This window comes from Microbulbifer sp. ABM4_008, assembly GCF_056311705.1.
Genome location: NZ_CM149970.1, coordinates 97,256 through 113,217, shown reverse-complemented (window position 1 = coordinate 113,217; position 15,962 = coordinate 97,256). Strand labels below are relative to the sequence as shown.

The following is a 15,962-nucleotide window of genomic DNA, read 5'->3' as shown; positions in this document are numbered from 1 at the left end:
CGCACTCAGTGAAGAGATAGTTTATGGCTCCGCACAGTTCCGATCAAAAGAAGTCCCTGCAAAAAGATAAAATCCGCATCCTGTTGCTGGAAGGCGTACACCAGTCCGCCGTCGACTTACTCAGCTCCCGAGGCTACACCAATGTGGAGTACCTCAAGACCTCCCTGCCTGAAGATCAATTGATCGAGAAAATTGCCGATGCGCACTTTATCGGTATTCGCTCGCGTACCCAGTTAACCCGCAAAGTGTTGGAACATGCGTCCAAACTGGTAGCCGTAGGCTGTTTTTGCATCGGCACCAATCAGGTGGATTTACAGGCGGCGACGGAACTGGGTATCGCGGTATTTAATGCGCCCTACTCCAACACTCGCAGCGTTGCCGAGCTGATTATTGCCGAAACTATTTTTATGCTGCGCGGTATTCCAGAGAAAAATGCTGTGTGTCATCGCGGCGGCTGGCAGAAGTCAGCGGTGGGCTCATATGAGGCCCGTGGCAAAACCCTGGGCATTATCGGCTACGGTGCTATCGGCTCCCAGGTTTCTGTTATGGCCGAAGCTATCGGGATGCGAGTCAGATTCTACGATGTGATTACCAAGTTGCCGCTGGGCAATGCCACCCAAGTAAACTCACTTCCGGAATTGTTGGCGGAATCCGATGTGGTCTCCCTGCACGTACCAGAGTTGCCTTCCACCAAAATGATGATGGGCGCCGAGCAGATCGCGCAGATGAAGCCCGGCAGTATTCTCCTCAACGCCTCTCGCGGCACTGTGGTAGATATTGATGCCTTGGCAGAAGCACTGAAGAGCAATCACCTGGCCGGTGCGGCAATCGATGTCTTCCCGGTTGAGCCCCGTGGCAACAGCGACGAATTCGTCTCTCCCCTACGCGGAATCGATAAGGCGCTGCTGACCCCTCACGTAGGTGGCTCCACTGTGGAGGCCCAGGAGAATATCGGTACAGAAGTATCGGAGAAACTCGCTCACTACTCCGACAACGGCACCACCACCAGTTCTGTGAACTTCCCGGAAGTTGCACTGCCCGGTCACCTGGATACCCACCGCCTGCTGCATATTCACAAGAATGTGCCCGGTGTGCTGAGCGCCATCAACCAGGTATTCTCAGAAAATGCCATCAATATCTCCGCACAGTTCCTGCAAACCAATGAGACAGTGGGCTATGTAGTGATCGATGTGGACGCAGAGTATTCTGATCTGGCACTGGAAAAATTGAAGAGTATCCCCGGCACCCTGCGCTGCCGCGTGCTTTTCTAAGCCTTTCGGTCATTGGCGGGTACCCACAAATACCCGCCAATGACACGCCAATCGGAGCCTTCCTCGCGGTAAAAAAGATTGATCCCCCCCGGCCACCGCTTCTACAATGGCCAGACCTATTCTTTTGCTTCAGGCCCAGGTGACCACATCCACGTGCCACCCCTGAACCAAAGCCAGAGTTATCCACAGCAGGTGCTCCCTTGCGTAGTAATGATTCCGCCTCAACCGGCCTTCTCGCCGGGATTTCCGCCTTCCTCATTTGGGGGCTGGCGCCACTGTACTTCAATAAATTACAGGATATTCCCGCTGCGGAAATCCTTGCCCACCGCAGTATCTGGTCGCTGGTACTCGCTATTGGTATTCTGCTGATTGTACGCAAAATGCCGGACTTTCTGGCAACCCTGCGCGATGGCAAGAAGATGCGGATGCTGGCCCTGACCACGGTATTGATCGGCGGCAACTGGCTGGTGTTTATCTGGGCGATCAATAACGGCCATTTGCTCGAAGGCAGCCTGGGTTACTACATTAATCCACTGATCAATATTTTGCTGGGGGTCCTGTTCCTGGGTGAGAAACTGCGTCGACTGCAATGGATCGCTGTGGCACTGGCCGCTACCGGCATTGCCTATGAGCTTTGGCAGTTTGGTCGCATACCGATTATTGCCCTGTTCCTGGCCTGCTCCTTTGCGCTATACGGTTTGGCCCGCAAGCAGGCCCCTGTGGAAAGCCTTACCGGCCTCGCGGTGGAAACTCTCTTTATATTGCCAGTGGCCGTAATCTACCTGTTTTGGAGCGACAGCCCCACCAGCAACTTGCTGAACAACAGCCTGGAGTTAAACAGCTTACTGCTCTTTGCCGGCCCCATTACCCTGGTTCCCCTGCTGCTGTTTACGATCGCCGCGCGCAGGCTCAACTTATCCACATTGGGTTTCCTGCAATACATCGGCCCCACACTGATGCTGGTGGTCGCCACCCAGGTATTGGGCGAGTCTTTCAGCGAAGAAAAGCTCACCACCTTTATGTTTGTCTGGCTGGGTCTAGCGCTCTACTCTGTCGATGCGTTGGCACAGCGGAGAAAGCTGCATCTACAAGGTAAGGCAGCGCTTTAACGGTAAAACCTGTGTAAGAATGGCCGCCTAAATTAACCGAAGGCGGCCATCATGAATTACTCGCCGACAGCCAACCCACCTCAAGTGCGACTGCTACCCAGCAGGCAGCGGTCGCTGACTGTTTTGCTCGCTACTCTGCTTTGGACCCTGCTACTCAGCTTCGGCTGGAAAGGTACTTATACAGAGCTCCTACTCCAAACCAGCACAGCTGCCATATCAGCACTGGTTACTTTTTGCCTGTTCGAGCAATGGCCGCGCAACTTGCCTCAACGATTACCTCGCTGGGTAATACAGGTGGTGGGTGTGGCAATCTCTATTCCACTGACATTGCTGATCCTGTCCCCTGCCTTGACAGAACCGGGGGCACTTCCACTTTGGCAGGACCACAGCCGACACTGGAGTTTTCTCCTGATAGCGGTGACCGGCATGTTATTCGGGCCCTGGCTCGCTATGTCTGCGCTGTTGCGCCAGCGGGATATTGCTGTACGAGAGCAGGCGCAACTTTTTGAACGGCAGCGGGGCGCCCTGGAGCACCAGGCGCTCAATGCGCGGCTGCGTTTATTGCAATCCCAGGTGGCCCCACACTTCTTATTTAATACACTCGCCAATGTACAAGAGCTGGTAGAGTCTTCATCCCCTCAGGCACCCGCACTACTGAACAACCTGATTGCCTACCTGCGCGCCGCAGTACCGAAACTTGAGTCGGAGCAAAGTACCGTCGAGCAAGAGCTAACTCTGGTGCAGGCTTACCTGGGCCTGATGCAAATGCGTATGCCGGATCGCCTGGAATTTTCTATCAACGCTGGTGACGAGGTGCGAAGTCAGTCTTGCCTGCCCATGTCTCTGATGTCACTGGTTGAAAATGCCGTCCGCCATGGCATAGACCCCAGTGAGGAAGGGGGACGTATCGATATTGAAATAAAGCTGGAACGGGGCCTCTGTATTACCACCGTCACCGATAGCGGTATCGGCATCCAGGACAATTCCAACAGTCTCGGGACAGGGTTGGCAACTTTGAGAGAGCGGCTACAACTGACCTATGGCGATAGTGCAGGCTTGCGTTTGATCGGCCAACAACCCACAGGCCTTTGTGCCGAATTGCTATTCCCTGCCGAGGAGCAAATATGAGTGCCACGCCCACCACCGCCCTAGTAGCTGACGACGAACCACTACTGCGCCAGTCTTTGGTCCGCAAACTCAAAAGTGTTTGGCCGGAGCTGAAGGTTGTTGCGGAGGCCCGCAATGGTCGTGAAGCCGTAGAACTATTTGAAGAAAAGCAGCCCGATATCTGTTTTCTGGATATCCATATGCCGGGTAAGTCCGGCATTGAGGCAGCCCAGAGTATCGGGCGTCGGGCCCATTTAGTTTTCGTTACCGCATACGACAACTACGCCGTGGAAGCTTTTAGGCAGGGTGCACTGGACTACCTGGTAAAACCGGTAGAGATTGAGCGGCTCGCCGATACCGCCGAGCGGCTTAGGGAAAGGCTCAGCAGTTGCAAACCCGTCAATCATCAACAGGAGTTGCTCGAGCAATTAGCGAGACAGCTTCAATCCAAGGGAGACAAACCATACCTGCGCTGGATTCGCGCTTCCATAGGCCAGCAATTGCGGATGATACCGGTAGAAGATGTGCACTATTTGCGTTCAGATGAGAAGTATACCCTGGTAGCCTGGAGCGAATCCGGCAACAACAATCTGGAGGCCTGTATTCGCACACCATTAAAGGATCTAACCCACCAACTTGACCCCGAACTCTTTGCCCAGGTTCATCGCTCTGTTGTCGTCAATTTAAAGGCCGTCCGCCACGTAATAAGGGACGGAGATACCGCTCGAATTACCCTGCTAAATAGGGAGGAAATACTCCCCGTAAGCCGGCGTTACTTGCATCTATTCCGCCAAATGTAATCAGTTTGTCAGTAGGGGGCATTTAAAAGCCAATTTTTTCTCCGATGTAGGTCCGTAGAGATTTTCCCGAATTTATTGGACAGCATTAATTCTTGAACGAGAATTACATAAATCTCCATAAGATTGCCGGAAAGTTCAATGAGCCGCCACTTCCTTTTCCTTGCCATTCTGACACTTGCATTTATCTCGGAAAATATATTTGGCCAGGACAAAACCAACGACGTAAAGTTTGAAACACTAGTTTCCTCTACAAAGGACTGGGAAGGACATTCCCTACCAAAAGTGAAACCGGGGCAACCGGAATTAACGATTGTTAGCGTTACTATTCCGGTGGGTGAACAGATGCCCGTACACAAGCATCCAGTGCTAAATGGTGTTTATGTAGCAGAGGGCACTTTAACCATTGTACTCCCAGGACAGAAGGAAACGCTTACTCTGGGGGCAGGTAAGGCATTTATCGAAGTTACCGATAAATGGCATTATGGGCGCAATGATGGTGATACTCCGGTAACTATTATTCTCTTTTACTCGGGCCTGGAAGGACAGCCAACCACCATCTATAAAAATCCTGATGACAAACTAAGTTAATAGCAGCCTAAATCCTGATACTTTACAAGGCATGAGTCCACGTCATCTACAGACTTGACCAAAATTTTTAATCATCTTTTTGTACGTTTAAAAATGTCTGCATATCCTTGGTATGTATTTTCCGCACCGACTGGAATCTATAAAACCATGCGACTGATCGTTGATATGTTTGCCACTCTTGCCCTCGGGGTGTTCTTTGCGATTTCAAGCCTGGCCGAGCAGCCTGAATCTCTGAAGCGTTACCCACCTTATGTGGAAGATGATGGCAAAATGCACATCTACTTTTGTGGAACTGGCACGCCAGATCCAGCCTATCAATACTTGCGCCATCCCGCCTGCGTTGCTATTCGCAGCAGTGGGAAATTATTCCTCGTCGATGCCGGCGAAGGAGCTACAGCAAGAATTGGCCAGCTCGGCCTTAATCTCGCCCAGCTGGACCCCATTTTTATTACCCACTGGCACTCGGATCACTTTGGTGGTTTGGCCATGGTGATCAACGAGTCCTGGTTTGTTGGTGCCGACTCGCCTATTAATGTCTACGGACCCTACGGCATCCATCGCATTTTGGATGGAATTAACAAGAGTTTTGGGCCGGACATCCTTTTTCGATCGGCAAATAGGCAGGGAATTCTCGATCCAGTCCTAGCGGTCGCCACTCCCCACCTAGTGAATATTGCCGGGGATCAAAGCGAGGTCGTACAAGATGTGTGGCACCACAGGGATACCTATGTCTCTGTGTTTGCCGTACATCACGAACCGGTTTTTCCCGCATTTGGTTACGAGATACGTTTTGGCCCCTGTAAAGTCATCATTACTGGTGATACCCATGTTTTCGATGCGCTAGAGCCAATTGAACGGGATGCCGATCTACTGATTTCTGAGGCTCTCAGCTATGCCCAATACATCAGCAAGCTGAAGCAAACCGGGGATAACCGTCGCGCTCGTTTGCGATATGAGAAGGCAAATCAAATTATCCACTACCATTCCAATACTCTGGACATTGCCAAGATGGCAACCAAAGCGGGAGTAAAATCGGTTGCCTTAACACACCTAATACCACCCCCCGTTACTGAAGCTGACAAGATCGGCTTTATTAAGGGAATGCGTAAATTCTACTCGGGCCCAATTCGGGTAATGGATGACCTGGATGAAATTGTGCTATCGGACAATGGACAGGGTACCTGTAAGGTTGAATACCCTACTAACAAAGTTCCCACAAGTGCAAAACAGACTTCGGAGAAAAGTGATAAACTCCGCAAGAAGCCAGCCTCCACACCGAGTCCCTCCGAATCCAAGAAAGCCAGTCAACAACCCGATTAACAGCAGGCTAAACAGTGTGAGCCGCATACAGTTGGCGGCTCACAAATCTTCTGGATGGCCATACCATCCCAAATCACTTATCTCACTATTCCGCACTTCAAACCATGCTTTCCGCAGCCCATGTCTAGCTGGGTAGCGCACAACTCAATATTCCAATAGGTTTCTTTGCATACAGTGACTCTAAAGAGACCACCATGGTGTCAATAGCTAGTACCCCACACCCAATAGTCTCAGTACCGTTAGCGATACAGAATCTTTACCTCTATTCACAACGGAACAACACCATAAGTACGTCTTTGCTGACCATATTCTTCTTATGAAATTCCAGCTGATTACCGTGGTTGGAATTTCATCGCAGTCCCCTTTATATGGGTACCGCGACTAGGACCTAACCGACTATTGGCTCTCTATCTGTCAATTTGATTTTACAAGGATATAAAATGACTCAAAAAGAATATGCCAGACTTTCTGGGCTTATTTATTTACTTACTATATTGTTGGGAATATTTTCTTTAGTATATGTGCCTTCTAAAATTCCCACAGCGTGGGAAAATGCATCATTAACAGCGCAAAACATCCTGGAATATGAATTTCTATATAGATTAGGAATTTTAGGCGGGATACTTCTCTATATACTATTTTCAATACTGCCACTAGCTTTATATCGCACACTTGCACCTGTAAATAGAGGATGTGCGTTGTTAATGGTTATTTTTGCTCTCACCAGTATTCCATTTACTCTACTCAATATAGTTAACAAAGTTGATGCTCTCACACTTCTTAGCGGAGCAGAATATCTCCTAACTTTTGAAAAAGAACAAATTTATACCCAGGTATTATTGTTATTAAAATCGTATAGTAACGGAATCCAAATAATCCATGTTCTCTGGGGATTATGGTTACTTCCTTTCGGATACCTGGTCTACAAATCAAACTTACTACCAAAAATACTGGGCATACTGTTAATGGCAGGATGCCTTAGCTATTTAGTAAGGTTCTGCGCAAATTTACTTTTCCCTGAATATCAAATCCCCGCTTTTATTAGAGTACCCGCCTCTCTAGGGGAGATCGGAACCTGTCTATGGTTACTAATTATGGGCGTTAGAACTCCACCAACTATTACCGAATCAAATCAAAAGTTATCTACCAGTAAGATCGAGGGAATGTCATGAACGATAAAGACAACTTAAAGAGCACATCGACCAAGCTCACTGACAGTCATATAGATGTTAAGATTAAAATAGCCGGGCTATGGGCTTCAGTAGTACTACTTTACATCTATGGGGATTTCTTTGGGCTATTTAGGACAGGAAAAATAGATAGAATAATTGAGGGGTTCGGGCCATTTGGAGCGGTCACACAAGAGTCACTACTTACTGTATCAATCATTGTGTCACTCCCCTGTATTATGGTTGCCCTTACTTTATTACTTAATCCATCTGTCTCTCGCTGGATAAATATAGTTATATCCTCAGTTTTCATTATTTTCTTATTTGTAACATTTTTAATGTCCACCTGGTATTTCTACTTCTATCTGGGATTTATCGAGATTATTCTCAAATTAGCTATTATTTGGCTGGCTTGGCGCTGGCCTCATGAGGAGTATTAATAGAGTTTTTGACCAAAGGAGAAGGAAAGAACATATTGTACTTAGGCACCGCCGCATAAGGCATGGATGGCGTCTTCGACCTTATCGGGGAAATTTACAGAGCGTTCATTTCTTCTAACTAAGTAGATTCGCTAAGGCTTTCCGAGTGAAAAGTGCAGGTCAAAACTCTGCGAGTTGAGCGATACAAGTTATCGCTCACAGCCTATTTGGTTAACCACTCATCCATCGCCGCTAATATTTGATGGCGATAAGGTTGGGTTTCGTTAATCATCTGGTGCCGAGCGCCGCGTATCAATACCCGGTGGCAATTGGGAAAACGATTCCGAACAGCATGAAGACCATAACGCCAATCAACGGTTTTATCATCCGTTCCCTGAACCAAAAGGATCGGGCGCGGGTTGCGTGCCGTGCGGGGAAATGTCTGCAACCAATCCACCATCGCCCTGAGCCAGCTCATAGAGATTGATTGAGATTGAAGGGGGTCCCTGAGTGCCTGACGTCGAGAAAACTCCACATCGTGGGTATTAATCGTAAAGGCCCGGCCGGGTTCGCGGATAAACAGGCGGCCCACATAATATTTCCAGCGATTTAGCCAGGCCCAGTTTGACGGCCTTACCAAGGGAGCCAACAAAAAGACCTTATCCAGAGGCTGCCAGCGGCTGTATTGCAGATGGGCCAGTAGTGCAGCGCCACCGGTGCTCTGGCCCATTGCATGCCAGGGCCCGGGCAACTTATTTCGCGCAATTTCCAACAGTCCATCAAACGCCTGGCGGTATTGCAGGAAAGTATAGATAGCAACACGCTCACCACTGGATAAACCATGTCCGGGGAAATCAAAAATCACTACATTGAGGTCCCGCTCCAAGCCAAAGCGGATTGCCGGGCCATAAATACCCGTATGATCAAAATAGCCGTGGCAAATAAACAAGGTGCCCTTGGGTTTCTCGACCATCCAATACTGTGAAACCAGTTCAAATCCGGCAACTTTAAAAGTGCCTACCCCGGTCTTATGGGCTCGGGGAAAATGCAAATCGTAAAAATTACGATAATCCCGCAGCTCTTTGCACAGAGGGGTTTCGTCAGCGCCGAAATCCAGTTCAGGCAACTTCTGACGCAATGCAGAGTAGTCCGGGCGCTTTATTACCGGGCTATTATCGTAGGTGCTGAGGTCTTGCAAAGTATCCATTAGTGCAATGGTACTGCATTTTGGCGGTAGGGGTAGTGATATCGTAGCGGGAAAGACAACCTGAAAAGAAAAAGGTGGGCATAGAGCCCACCTCTTCGCAACAGTGGAAGACTGTTACTTGATTTGCGGCTCCAGCTCACCGGCAGCATAGCGTTCGCTCATAACATCGAGGCTAACAGGGCGAATCTTGCTGGCATTACCAGCAGTGCCAAACGCCTCATAACGAGCGATACAGATTTCCTTCATCGCTTGCATAGCGGCTTTGTAGAACTTACGCGGGTCAAACTCAGATGGGTTCTGAGCCAGGAAGCGACGTGTGGCACCAGTCGAGGCCAAACGCAGGTCGGTATCGATATTGACCTTGCGCACACCGTACTTGATACCTTCACAGATCTGCTCAACAGGAACGCCGTAGGTTTCCGGGATCTCACCACCAAACTCATTGATTACAGCCAGCCACTCCTGGGGTACAGAAGAGGAACCGTGCATTACCAGGTGGGTGCCTGGAATACGAGCGTGAATCTCTTTGATACGGTCGATGGCCAGGATGTCCCCTGTGGGCGGACGAGTAAACTTGTAAGCACCGTGGCTGGTACCACAGGCAATTGCCAGGGCATCCACCTTGGTTTTCTGTACGAAGTCAGCGGCCTCTTCCGGATCGGTCAGCAGCTGGTCGTGGGACAACTTGCCCTCAGCGCCAACACCATCTTCCTCTCCAGCCATACCGGTTTCCAGGGAACCCAGGCAGCCCAGCTCACCTTCAACAGAAACACCACAGGCGTGGGCCATATCCACCGCGCGCTTGGTGACATCTACGTTGTACTCGTAAGAAGCCGGGGTCTTGCCGTCTTCCTCAAGGGAGCCGTCCATCATCACTGAGCTAAAGCCCAGTTGGATAGAGCGCTGGCAAACGGCGGGGCTGGTGCCGTGATCCTGGTGCATAACTACCGGGATCTCAGGGAACTCCTCAATAGCCGCAAGGATAAGGTGGCGCAGGAAGGGAGCGCCGGCGTACTTGCGGGCGCCCGCAGAAGCTTGAACGATTACTGGAGAATCGGTCTCTTTGGCCGCTTCCATAATCGCACGCATCTGCTCTAGATTGTTTACATTAAATGCGGGTACACCGTAGCCATGCTCTGCGGCATGGTCCAACATTTGGCGCAGGCTGATAAGAGCCATAATTAATTCCTTTCTCGTCTACTCGTAGTATTTGTATTTTTGCTTTTATGACCTGCCTGCAAATTGCGACAGGCCTTATTTTTCGTTATTTAGTCTTGTGCGCGGCTTTCCAGTATAGCGACCGCTGGAAGCTTCTTACCTTCAACATATTCAAGGAAGGCACCGCCACCCGTGGAGATATAGGAAACCTTGTCGGCAATGCCATACTTATCCACAGCTGCCAGGGTGTCGCCGCCACCAGCTATAGAAAACGCTGCGCTCTCGGCAATGGCTTTAGAGAGGTGCTCGGTACCGTTGCCAAACTGGTCAAATTCAAACACACCTACAGGACCATTCCAGATAATGGTTTTCGCACTGCTGAGAATATCTTCCAGTTGCTCGGAGGATTTCGGACCGATATCAAAAATCATATCGTCTTCAACCACAGCATCGGCACTTTTGGTTTCCGCTGCGGCGGATTCACTGAACTCTTTACCTGTGACGACATCAGTTGGCACAGGAATATCACACTTCTGCATCAGGGCCTTGGCGGTATCTACCAGATCGTGCTCGCAAAGGGACTTGCCCACTGGCTTGCCGCTGGCTGCCAGGAAGGTATTGGCAATACCACCACCAACAATCAGCTGATCGACTTTGTCAGCCAGGCTTTCGAGTACCGTCAATTTTGTAGAAACTTTGGAACCACCAACAATAGCAACCAGCGGGCGCGCCGGTTCAGCCAGGGCTTTCTCCAATGCGTCCAGCTCAGCAGCCAACAGAGGGCCGGCGCAAGCAACCGGGGCAAATTTAGCCACACCATGGGTGGAAGCCTGGGCCCGGTGGGCAGTACCAAAGGCATCCATCACGAAGATGTCGCACAATTGCGCATAGGCCTTTGCCAGAGACTCATCGTCCTTTTTTTCACCGCTGTTGAAACGTACATTTTCCAGCAGGGCAACTTCCCCATCGGCCAGTTCAACGCCATCGCGCCACTCTTTGACCAGCGCCACATCACGGCCCAACAGCTCACCCAGGTGTGCAGCAACAGGGGCCAGGGAGAATTCTTCCGCGTACTCCCCCTCTGTGGGGCGCCCCAGATGGGACATCAACAGCACTTTAGCCCCGGCTTCGATAGCGGCTTTTATCGTCGGTAGTGCCGCGCGAATACGTGCATCGGAAGTTACACGACCGTCCTTAACCGGTACATTCAGGTCCTCACGGATAAGTAAGCGCTTACCAGCGAGATCGAGATCTGCCATCAGTTTGACCGCCATTAGCCAATCCTCTTCTACTTCGATTAACTGAAAAATGTGGGCGGCGATTATATCAACTGGAACCTATCGATGCCGATATTAAAAACAGGGGAATACGTTGTTATAACAGCCAATCTACGCATTATTAGCGCAGTTGTTACTGTCTTCTGGGTCATATAATCAGTTGTAGTCGATGCTTATCGCCCTTGACTTGCGCTGTAAGCGAGCAATCACTCCCATTCAAGATGACACCTGGAGCCAATTTTCAAACAGCTTTATAGCAACTTTAGATTTTCTCACGATACTGTCGCAATCGCCCCGCTATTTCAGTAGCTATAAGGGTCCATACATATGCTGTGGGGCTCACGATCGGCATCTAGCGACGAGGAGAAAGCTGATTGGAGCCCAAAGTGACAATGGCGATTTAGCAATTCGCCGGTTGAGAACTACTTTTTAATTACGCCAGATAACACGCATTAACAGCCAAATTACTCTTCCCGCACCCAAGCTCGATCGATAGAATCGCCGCCCCCCTCCAAAATGCACATTAATCACAGAGGCCGCTCAATTGTAAAAACCAAGGGTGGCCAACATAAGAGGTAAACAAAACGATGCAACCAACGGATAGTGATATCGTTTTCCAAAGCTATGGGCGTTGCTGTAATAAAGAACAATTTTTTGTGGATTTTTATGATCGATTTATGGGAAGTTCTACAGACATTCGTCAGCTCTTTGCCAATACAGATATGAAGGCCCAGCGCCATCTTTTGCGTAACGGCATTATGCAGCTGGTACTTTATTCACGCGGCATGCCAGACACCAAGCTGCGCGCTCTGGGTAAAAGCCACGACCGCAATGGCTATAATATCCGCCCAGAATGGTATCGCCTCTGGCTCGACGCACTCCTCGCCACCATTAGGCAACACGACGAGGAATACTCGCCAGAAGTTGACGCTGCCTGGAATCGAGCAATCCTTCCGGGTATAGAAATCATACGCCAAGCCTACTGAGTTGTACTCTCCAAAAAGTACAACTTAAATTTGCTAAGCCTCAAGCCGGCCATTTATTATCAAGCTTTCTGGCAGCTTTTCTCTGCTTATATCAATGCAGGGTTTACTAATGCTGGTTTGGGGTTCCAAATCAAATTTAATAGAAGTACAAAGAAAATCATCTAATGCCAGTTTAGAACTATAAAAACTAATGCCATGGAACGATAACTCTCTCCTGAAGGAAAAAGGGGACAAGGAAACTATTATGAAAACGGTACGGAAGTACGGCATTCCATTAGTGCTCTCTATTACGCTCTCAGCTTGCAGTGATGCTCCCCAAAATAATAAAAATCCCGAGATCAAAAAAGACCCGTTTATCTCCGAGAAGTTAGAAAATAAGTTTGAGTCCCTGAAAATAGATTATGAGAAGTTTACCCTTCCCAATGGCCTGCGTGTAATCGTCCACGAGGATCGCAAGGCTCCTATTGTTTCCGTGGGTGTCTGGTATCACGTTGGCTCAAAAGATGAAAAGCCTGGGAGAACAGGGTTTGCGCACTTGTTTGAACACCTGATGTTCAATGGTTCAGAAAACTACAATGACGAGTTTTTTAAACCGTTTGAACTGGCTGGTGCAACGGGCATGAATGGCACCACCTGGCTAGATCGCACAAATTACTTCGAGACAGTACCCACCAATGCCTTAGACATGGCTCTATGGATGGAGTCTGACCGGATGGGTCATCTATTGGGCGCAATTACCCAAGAGAAACTAGATGAGCAACGAGGCGTTGTGCAGAATGAGAAGCGCCAAGGCCAGAATCAGCCCTATGGGAAAGTATGGGAACGGATGCAGAAAGCTATTTATCCAGCTGGGCATCCCTACTCCTGGACCACCATCGGCTCAATGGAAGATCTGAATGCAGCTTCTCTAGAAGATGTTCACGAATGGTTTAAGCAGTATTACGGCGCAGCTAATACCGTATTAGTACTCGCCGGTGATATTGATGTAGAAACAGCAAAAGAAAAAGCAACCCATTTCTTTGGCGACATTCCCTCCGGCCCTCCACTTATCAAGAAAAAAGCATGGATTGCCAAGCGAGATCAGTCCAGCCGTGAGCAGATGTTTGATCAAGTTGCTCAATCGCGTCTTTATAAAGTCTGGAATACCCCTAATCTAGCTCACGACGATGCTGGAGCTATTGCCCTGGCAGCAGCAGTTTTGGGAGATGGAAAAAACTCCCGGCTTTACCAACGCCTCGTATACGAAGATCAAATCGCTACCAAAGTTAATATTGGGCTGCATGAATTTGAACTGTCTTCCATCTTCCCTATTGTTGCCGATGTTAAACCCGGGATTGAACTCGCAACAGTAGAGGCCGCCATTGAGGAAGAACTACAACGTTTTCTCAAGGAAGGTCCAAGCAAAGAGGAACTTGCAAGGGTTAATATGAGCCACTATGCATCCCAAGCACGCAACCTCGAGCAAGTAGGTGGCTGGGGCGGTAAGGGCGTAATTTTGGCGCGAGGTGAACTATACCTCGACAACCCCAACGCTTACCTGGAAGCGTTAACCAAAATGCAAAACACTAGCCCCAAGCAGGTAAAAGAAGCCGCAGTAAAATGGCTTTCCAGTGGTGATTACAATCTGGAAGTACACCCCTTTCCCAAATACACTACTTCCGAGACTGGTGCAGATAGGTCTAAATTACCCGATACCGGTGAATTCCCCAGCATCCCATTTCCAGAATTACAGACAACGGAACTCTCTAACGGTCTAAAAGTGATTCTGGCCCAACGCGACTCTGCGCCAGTAGTCGATATTCGTCTTATATTTGATGCCGGTTACGCTGCAGATCAGGGTGTTAAGTTGGGAACCTCTAGCTATGCCATGTCCATGCTAAAGGAAGGAACTACAAAACTAAGCGCCTTAGAGATTGATGCCAAAGCAGAAATATTAGGGGCCAGAATCTCAGCTGGTTCAGATATTGACATATCTTCTGTACGCCTCAATGCATTAAAAAGCAATCTCGACAGCTCCATATCTTTGTTTGCAGATATCGTAATGCACCCAGCCTATTCCGATGAAGAGATTGAGCGGAAACGTGCTCGGTGGATAGCAGGTATTCAGCAGGAAAAAACCCAACCAGTAAACATGGCTTTGCGAAATCTGCCACCACTTTTATATGGTGAAGGACACGCTTATGCAGTTCCTCTCACTGGTTCGGGAACAGAAAGCTCTATCAGCTCCCTGAATCGCGAAGACCTGGTAAATTACCATAAAACCTGGATGCGCCCCGATAATGCCACTCTGGTTGCAGTCGGAGATGTCAGCATGGGAGATCTGACAGAAAAATTAGAGCAGCACTTTGCGGAATGGAAAGCACCCGAAGAGCCGCTACCTACAAAGAACCTACAACAGGTTGCGCACCCAGAAAAAACCAGCATTTATCTAATTGATAAGCCGGGAGCTGAACAGAGCATAATTATTGGCGGTCTCTTGGCTCCGTCGGAAACGATGCCACAGCGAGAAGCCTTACATATGATGAACGATATATTTGGAGGCACTTTTACCGCGCGAATTAATATGAATTTGCGAGAGGATAAGCACTGGGCTTATGGAGCCTATTCTTTTATGACTGGGGCCAAAGGACAGCAACCGCTCTTAGTCTATGCACCGGTTCAAACGGACAAGACTAGTGAATCTTTAAAAGAGCTTTATAAAGAGCTCAAAGCCTATGTCGGCGATTCTCCAGCAAAAGAAGACGAGCTGCAAAAAATTAAAGACAAGCGAATCAATGAATTGCCCGGCCGTTTTGAAACAGTTCAAGCTGTATCAGGAGCCATTTCAGAAATGGTCACCTATAATCGGCCTTTGAATTATATGGAAAATTATGCAAGTGAAGTTCGCAATGTTGATCTACCTTCGATCCGCTCACTTGCTATAGACACTCTAAAAGTTGATCAATTTACCTGGATTATCGTTGGAGACAAAACCAAGATAAAGGATAAAATTGGTAAACTTGGTATGGGATCTGTTAGCGAGCTCAAATAGATAAGGATTTACCTAGCGCACCTTCGACCGAGGAAGGATAAAAGCTAGCGATAGCGGCCAGCCTGCACTCCCACGCATGACTGGTCGCCTCATATCGTCCAAACAGATGAACACCAATTAAAAATCCCCCCCTTAATACCACTCACCTAGTAAAAAACAATTGACATGCCGCATTCAAATTAGAATTCCTTGCTCCAGCTCACAACATCCATCCTTAAATATCAGCATGACAATCAGAGCTTCAATTTTAAAATTCCAACAGCTCCAGAAATAGAAACAACCTAAAAATCTAGCAAACCAAAAACAAAATCTGCGATTACACTTAAGAAAAATTAAAAACATCCTTAAAAAGTTAAAAATAAACAAAATGTAAAGCCAATGTTAAAATATAAATAACAACAACTTAAAAATAATTATTCATACGACAAGAAAAGCCTGATAAATTCTCCTCTTCGACGCCCAAGTAAATATCAACAAGTAAAAAAACTTGAAATTAGAACGTCGATAAAAGCAACAATAA

General features: G+C 48.5%; 13 protein-coding genes. 10 read left to right on the top strand and 3 right to left on the bottom strand.

Annotated features, from left to right (window positions below; translation table 11 throughout):
• The first annotated feature begins 23 nt into the window (after positions 1-23).
• The 8 genes from serA to ACYX4J_RS00470 all read left to right on the top strand — a co-directional run bounded on the left by serA (position 24) and on the right by ACYX4J_RS00470 (position 7,804).
• Positions 24-1,271, top strand: coding sequence for a phosphoglycerate dehydrogenase (gene serA, locus ACYX4J_RS00505; protein ID WP_413663649.1), 1,248 nt, complete (start codon positions 24-26; stop codon positions 1,269-1,271).
• A 200-nt stretch (positions 1,272-1,471) separates the two neighbouring features.
• Positions 1,472-2,380 (top strand): EamA family transporter RarD, encoded by a 909-nt coding sequence (gene rarD, locus ACYX4J_RS00500; protein ID WP_108734831.1) that lies wholly within the window; start codon positions 1,472-1,474, stop codon positions 2,378-2,380.
• Positions 2,381-2,431: 51 nt separating this feature from the next.
• Complete coding sequence (locus ACYX4J_RS00495) at positions 2,432-3,508, top strand: sensor histidine kinase (protein ID WP_476177638.1); 1,077 nt, start codon at positions 2,432-2,434, stop codon at positions 3,506-3,508.
• Entirely contained in the window at positions 3,505-4,287 is a 783-nt protein-coding gene (locus ACYX4J_RS00490) for a LytR/AlgR family response regulator transcription factor (protein ID WP_476177637.1), read from the top strand. Before ACYX4J_RS00495 ends, ACYX4J_RS00490 begins: the two co-directional genes overlap by 4 nt.
• A gap of 138 nt (positions 4,288-4,425) precedes the next feature.
• Positions 4,426-4,875 (top strand): cupin domain-containing protein, encoded by a 450-nt coding sequence (locus ACYX4J_RS00485; RefSeq protein WP_444892261.1) that lies wholly within the window; start codon positions 4,426-4,428, stop codon positions 4,873-4,875.
• A gap of 147 nt (positions 4,876-5,022) precedes the next feature.
• On the top strand, positions 5,023-6,195 hold the full coding sequence (locus ACYX4J_RS00480; protein WP_476177636.1) for an MBL fold metallo-hydrolase: 1,173 nt from the start codon (positions 5,023-5,025) through the stop codon (positions 6,193-6,195).
• A 440-nt stretch (positions 6,196-6,635) separates the two neighbouring features.
• Positions 6,636-7,367 (top strand): DUF4386 domain-containing protein, encoded by a 732-nt coding sequence (locus ACYX4J_RS00475; RefSeq protein WP_475707722.1) that lies wholly within the window; start codon positions 6,636-6,638, stop codon positions 7,365-7,367.
• Entirely contained in the window at positions 7,364-7,804 is a 441-nt protein-coding gene (locus tag ACYX4J_RS00470; protein WP_476177635.1) for a DUF6326 family protein, read from the top strand. The genes ACYX4J_RS00475 and ACYX4J_RS00470 overlap by 4 nt, the downstream gene beginning before the upstream one ends.
• 202 nt (positions 7,805-8,006) lie before the next feature.
• On the opposite strand, the gene ACYX4J_RS00465 is transcribed toward ACYX4J_RS00470, so the two are convergent.
• The 3 genes from ACYX4J_RS00465 to ACYX4J_RS00455 form a co-directional block, all read right to left on the bottom strand.
• Positions 8,007-8,990 (bottom strand): alpha/beta hydrolase, encoded by a 984-nt coding sequence (locus ACYX4J_RS00465; RefSeq protein ID WP_476177634.1) that lies wholly within the window; start codon positions 8,988-8,990, stop codon positions 8,007-8,009.
• 114 nt (positions 8,991-9,104) lie between these two features.
• Complete coding sequence (gene fba, locus ACYX4J_RS00460) at positions 9,105-10,169, bottom strand: class II fructose-bisphosphate aldolase (RefSeq protein WP_282930878.1); 1,065 nt, start codon at positions 10,167-10,169, stop codon at positions 9,105-9,107.
• Positions 10,170-10,258: 89 nt separating this feature from the next.
• A complete protein-coding gene (locus tag ACYX4J_RS00455) occupies positions 10,259-11,422 on the bottom strand; it encodes a phosphoglycerate kinase (RefSeq protein WP_444906980.1) in 1,164 nt (387 codons plus the stop codon).
• A gap of 590 nt (positions 11,423-12,012) precedes the next feature.
• Between ACYX4J_RS00455 and ACYX4J_RS00450 the strand changes: the two genes are divergently transcribed.
• Together ACYX4J_RS00450 and ACYX4J_RS00445 are read left to right on the top strand one after the other, a co-directional pair.
• A complete protein-coding gene (locus ACYX4J_RS00450) occupies positions 12,013-12,411 on the top strand; it encodes a globin (RefSeq protein WP_413663658.1) in 399 nt (132 codons plus the stop codon).
• Between the two features lie 244 nt (positions 12,412-12,655).
• Positions 12,656-15,442, top strand: coding sequence for a M16 family metallopeptidase (locus tag ACYX4J_RS00445; RefSeq protein ID WP_476177633.1), 2,787 nt, complete (start codon positions 12,656-12,658; stop codon positions 15,440-15,442).
• Positions 15,443-15,962: the final 520 nt, after the last annotated feature.